Consider the following 5,368-nt stretch of genomic DNA (forward strand, 5'->3'; position numbering starts at 1 on the left):
TTCGCTCTTTGAAAACTGAATAGCTAGAAGAAATAGATTTTTGGGCTCTTAGTTTAATAAGTAATTATTAAACACAATTTCAAAAATAAATTCGAACAAACACAGCGTAAGCTAGTTGTTTGCTTGAGAACAGAATTATAACTGGAGAGTTTGATTCTGGCTCAGAACAAACGCTGGCGGCGTGCCTAATACATGCAAGTCGAACGGGGAAAGCTTTCGGGTGAGTACTAGTGGCGCACGGGTGAGTAACGCGTGGATAATCTGCCTTGAAGAGGGGGATAACCAGTCGAAAGATTGGCTAATACCGCATAAGACCACAGGAACTGAGGTTCTAGAGGTCAAAGGTTTTTCGCTTCAAGATGAGTCCGCGTAAGATTAGCTAGTTGGTGAGGTAACGGCTCACCAAGGCGACGATCTTTAACTGGTCTGAGAGGATGATCAGTCACACTGGAACTGAGACACGGTCCAGACTCCTACGGGAGGCAGCAGTAGGGAATATTGCACAATGGAGGAAACTCTGATGCAGCGACGCCGCGTGAGTGATGAAGGCCTTCGGGTCGTAAAGCTCTGTCGCAGGGGAATAACACAATGAAGGTACCCTGTAAGAAAGGATCGGCTAACTTCGTGCCAGCAGCCGCGGTAAGACGAGGGATCCTAGCGTTGTTCGGAATCATTGGGCGTAAAGCGGGTGCAGGTGGCTATGTAAGTCAGGTGTGAAAGCCTGGGGCTTAACCCCAGAAGTGCATTTGATACTGCGTAGCTTGAGTGCTGGAGAGGTTACTAGAATTCTTGGTGTAGTGGTGAAATACGTAGATATCAAGAGGAATACCGGAGGCGAAGGCGGGTAACTGGCCAAGCACTGACACTCAGACCCGAAAGCGTGGGGATCAAACAGGATTAGATACCCTGGTAGTCCACGCCGTAAACGATGGATACTTGTTGTTGGAGGTATTGACCCCTTCAGTGACGAAGCTAACGCGTTAAGTATCCCGCCTGGGGAGTACGGTCGCAAGATTAAAACTCAAAGAAATTGACGGGGGCCCGCACAAGCGGTGGAGCATGTGGTTTAATTCGATGCAACGCGAAGAACCTTACCTAGGCTTGACATGTACTGGAAGATTGGCGGAAACGTCGTCGCCCGCAAGGGTCGGTACACAGGTGCTGCATGGCTGTCGTCAGCTCGTGTCGTGAGATGTTGGGTTAAGTCCCGCAACGAGCGCAACCCCTGCATTTAGTTGCCAGCATTCAGTTGGGCACTCTAGATGGACTGCCGGTGTTAAACCGGAGGAAGGTGGGGATGACGTCAAGTCCTCATGGCCCTTATGCCTAGGGCTACACACGTGCTACAATGGTAGTCACAAACTGAAGCGAAGTCGCGAGACGGAGCTAATCGGAGAAAAGCTATCTAAGTTCAGATTGATCTCTGCAACTCGAGATCATGAAGTTGGAATCGCTAGTAATCGCGGATCAGAATGCCGCGGTGAATACGTTCCCGGGCCTTGTACACACCGCCCGTCACACCATGAAAGTCGGCTGTACCAGAAGTCGCTGCGCTAACCGCAAGGAGGCAGGCGCCCAAGGTATGGTCGATGATTGGGGTGAAGTCGTAACAAGGTAGCCGTAGGGGAACCTGCGGCTGGATCACCTCCTTTCTAAGGATTATCCGGTCGATCTTCATCAAGACTTGATCTTGATAAGTCAAAACGACCCAATCTTAGGTCAACGCTTCTCTACCCGAGATAGCGTGAGTCCCAAAAATCTTTTCTAGCTGTTTAGTTTTGAGAGAGTGAATCTCTTGATGCATCTAACTTGGGCCAGTAGCTCAGTTGGTTAGAGCACACGCTTGATAAGCGTGGGGTCGGAAGTTCGAGTCTTCCCTGGCCCACCAACTCTGAAGTTGGACTGTTAGAGCGCGAGAGTATTTACCTGAACAATTTTTTGTTCTTTGACAATTGAATAGATTGATTTAGTTGATTTTTAGCGAGGTTAGTTCCATTTTTTTAAGCTACAAAGGGCTTACGGTGGATGCCTTGGCACTAAGAAGCGATGAAGGACGTGGTAAGCTGCGATAAGCTTCGGGGAGTGGCACACACACTTTGATCCGGAGATGTCCGAATGGGGAAACCCACCAATTATTGGTACCTTTCAGTGAATACATAGCTGTCAGGAGCGAACGAGGGGAAGTGAAACATCTCAGTACCCTCAGGAAGAGAAATCAAATCCGAGATTACCCCAGTAGTGGCGAGCGAACGGGTAAGAGCCTAAACCTTGTTCATTAATTTGAATGAGGGGTCGTGGGACCACAATGTGCGACTCGAGAAGTTAGAATAACAGTCTGGAAAGTCTGGCAAGACAGGGTGATAGCCCCGTGTTCGAAAACTTCAGAAGCGCTAGTGGCATCCCGAGTACCACAAGACACGTGAAATCTTGTGGGAATCTAGGAGGACCACCTTCTAAGGCTAAATATTCCTTAGTGACCGATAGAGAACAAGTACCGTGAGGGAAAGGTGAAAAGAACCCCGAGAGGGGAGTGAAATAGAACCTGAAACCGTAAGTCTACAAGCAGTTAGAGCGCTTTATATGCGCGATAGCGTACCTTTTGCATAATGAGTCAGCGAGTTATGTTTGCAAGCGAGATTAAGCCGTTGTAGGTGGAGTCGTAGCGAAAGCGAGTCTGAATAGGGCGTTTAGTTTGCAGGCATAGACCCGAAACCCGGTGATCTAATCATGGACAGGCTGAAGCGAGGGTAACACCTCGTGGAGGGCCGAACAAGTTGAGGTTGAAAACTCTTTTGATGATCTGTGATTAGGGGTGAAAGGCCAATCAAACTGGGTGATAGCTGGTTCTCCCCGAAATATATTTAGGTATAGCGTCGAGTAAAAAGTATCGTGGAGGTAGAGCACTGAATGGGCTAGGGGTCTTTACCGGATTACCAAACCCAAATAAACTCCGAATGCCACAGATATGTTCCTCGGCAGGCAGACTCAGGGTGATAAGGTCATGAGTCGAGAGGGAAAGAGCCCAGACCAACAGCTAAGGTCCCTAAATGCACGCTCAGTGGAGAACGTTGTGGAGTTACTTTGACAACTAGGAGGTTGGCTTAGAAGCAGCAATCCTTTAAAGAAAGCGTAATAGCTCACTAGTCTAGTGACTCTGCGCGGAAGATACAACGGGGCTAAGCGTGTTACCGAAGCTTTGGATTAAAGTATTTTATATTTTAGTGGTAGGGGAGCGTTCTAGTATAGGATGAAGGTTGACCGGTAGGACAGCTGGACGAACTAGAAGTGATCATGCTGACATAAGTAGCGTTGAACTCGGGTGAAAAACCCGGGCGCCGAAAACTCAAGGATTCCTGGGCAAGGATAATCCTCCCAGGGTTAGTCGAGACCTAAGATGAGGCCAATTGGCGTAATCGATGGCAAAACGGTTAATATTCCGTTACCTAGCAAATTGTGTTTAAGGAATGACGGTGTAGGATATCACAGCCCATTATTGGATTTGGGTGTAAGCATGTAGGAGGATCAGTAGGCAAATCCGCTGGTCATAACTCTGAGGTGTGAATGCGAGGGACTTGTCCCGGAAGTGTGAAAAGCCATGCATCCAAGAAAAGTTTCGTAAATTTAGATTTGTTAGCTCGTACCGTAAACCGACTCAGGTGAGTGGGGTGAATATCCTAAGGCGATGGGGTGAACTTTGGTCAAGGAACTCGGCAACTTAACACCGTAACTTCGGGAAAAGGTGTGCCCGCGAGAGTGTAAGGATTTACTCCCCAAGCTTTTTCGGGTCGCAGAGAAATGGGAGTAGCGACTGTTTATCAAAAACACAGGCATGTGCAAAGTCTCAAGACGAAGTATACATGCTGACGCCTGCCCGGTGCTGGAAGGTTAAAAGGATTAGTTAGCGTAAGCGAAGCTGAGAATTGAAGCCCCAGTAAACGGCGGCCGTAACTATAACGGTCCTAAGGTAGCGAAATTCCTTGTCGGGTAAGTTCCGACCTGCACGAATGGCGTAACGACTTCTCCGGTGTCTCGACCAAATGCCTCGCGAAATTGAATTCTCGGTGAAAATGCCGAGTACCCGCAGAAAGACGGAAAGACCCCGTGAACCTTTACTGTAGCTTGGCAGTGATTTTAGAGTTGGCATGTGTAGGATAGGTGGGAGACTTTGAAGCCAGGTCGCTAGACTTGGTGGAGTCAACCTTGAAATACCACCCTTGGCAACTTTGAAATCTAACCTGCTCCTCTTATCGAGGAGAGGGACACTGTCTGGTGGGCAGTTTGACTGGGGCGGTCGCCTCCCAAAAAGTAACGGAGGCGCGCGATGGTCCCCTCAGCCTGATTGGAAACCAGGCGTCGAGTGCATTGGCATAAGGGGGCTTGACTGCGAGACCTACAAGTCGAGCAGGTGCGAAAGCAGGCCAAAGTGATCCGGTGGTCCCGCGTGGAAGGGCCATCGCTCAACGGATAAAAGGTACTCCGGGGATAACAGGCTTATTCCATCCAAGAGTCCATATCGACGATGGAGTTTGGCACCTCGATGTCGGCTCATCACATCCTGGGGCTGGAGCAGGTCCCAAGGGTTTAGCTGTTCGCTAATTAAAGTGGTACGCGAGCTGGGTTCAGAACGTCGTGAGACAGTTTGGTCCTTATCTTCTGTGGGCGTATGAGATTTGAGCAGACCTGTCCTTAGTACGAGAGGACCGGGATGGACGAACCTCTGGTGTTCCTGTTGTCGCGCCAGCGGCAATGCAGGGTAGCTATGTTCGGAACTGATAACCGCTGAAAGCATCTAAGCGGGAAGCAGACTGCGAGATTAGATCTCACTGGGGCTTCGGCCCCCTAAAGACTCCTCGGAGACTACGAGGTTGATAGGCAGAAGGTGTAAGTGTAGTAATACATTCAGCTGATCTGTACTAATAGGTCGTGAGGCTTTTTTAAAAATTTTCTTCTCAACATAGTTGACGAAGATTTCGTCTCAGAGACTTCCCTAACGGGAACGAGAGACTAGCTCTCTGAATAAGTAAGAGAGTGATAAATGCGAACTAACCAGTAATCGCTAAAAATCAATTAAATCTAAATCTATTCGATTGTTAATAAGTAACTTCTCCATTTGTATTGGAAGTAAGTTGCAGAACAAGCATCAAGACTGTATAAGTCTTGTGTACTTTGAAATAAACATTTTTGCTGGTGTTTATAGCAGAGGGGCCACACCTGATCCCATTCCGAACTCAGAAGTTAAGTCCTCTTGCGGCGATGGTATTGCATGGGCAACCATGTGGGAGAGTAGCACGATGCCAGCTCTTTTTTTCTAACCCAGGTAACGGAAGTTATCTGGGTTTTTTTGTTTCTGCACACTGAAGGAAACCCT

General features: G+C 48.4%; 1 tRNA gene and 3 rRNA genes. All 4 read left to right on the forward strand.

Going from position 1 to position 5,368, the window contains the following annotated elements:
• The first annotated feature begins 138 nt into the window (after window positions 1-138).
• Window positions 139-1,652, forward strand: a 16S ribosomal RNA gene (locus tag ACLWOR_RS18845).
• Between the two features lie 159 nt (window positions 1,653-1,811).
• A tRNA-Ile gene (locus ACLWOR_RS18850) sits at window positions 1,812-1,888 on the forward strand.
• A gap of 110 nt (window positions 1,889-1,998) precedes the next feature.
• A 23S ribosomal RNA gene (locus ACLWOR_RS18855) occupies window positions 1,999-4,938 on the forward strand.
• 245 nt (window positions 4,939-5,183) lie between these two features.
• Window positions 5,184-5,300 (forward strand): 5S ribosomal RNA (gene rrf / locus ACLWOR_RS18860).
• Together the 16S, 23S and 5S rRNA genes with 1 tRNA gene alongside form the textbook arrangement of a ribosomal RNA operon.
• The last annotated feature ends 68 nt before the right edge of the window (window positions 5,301-5,368 follow it).

The organism is Bdellovibrio sp. HCB2-146 (assembly GCF_047345725.1).
GTDB lineage: Bacteria > Bdellovibrionota > Bdellovibrionia > Bdellovibrionales > Bdellovibrionaceae > Bdellovibrio.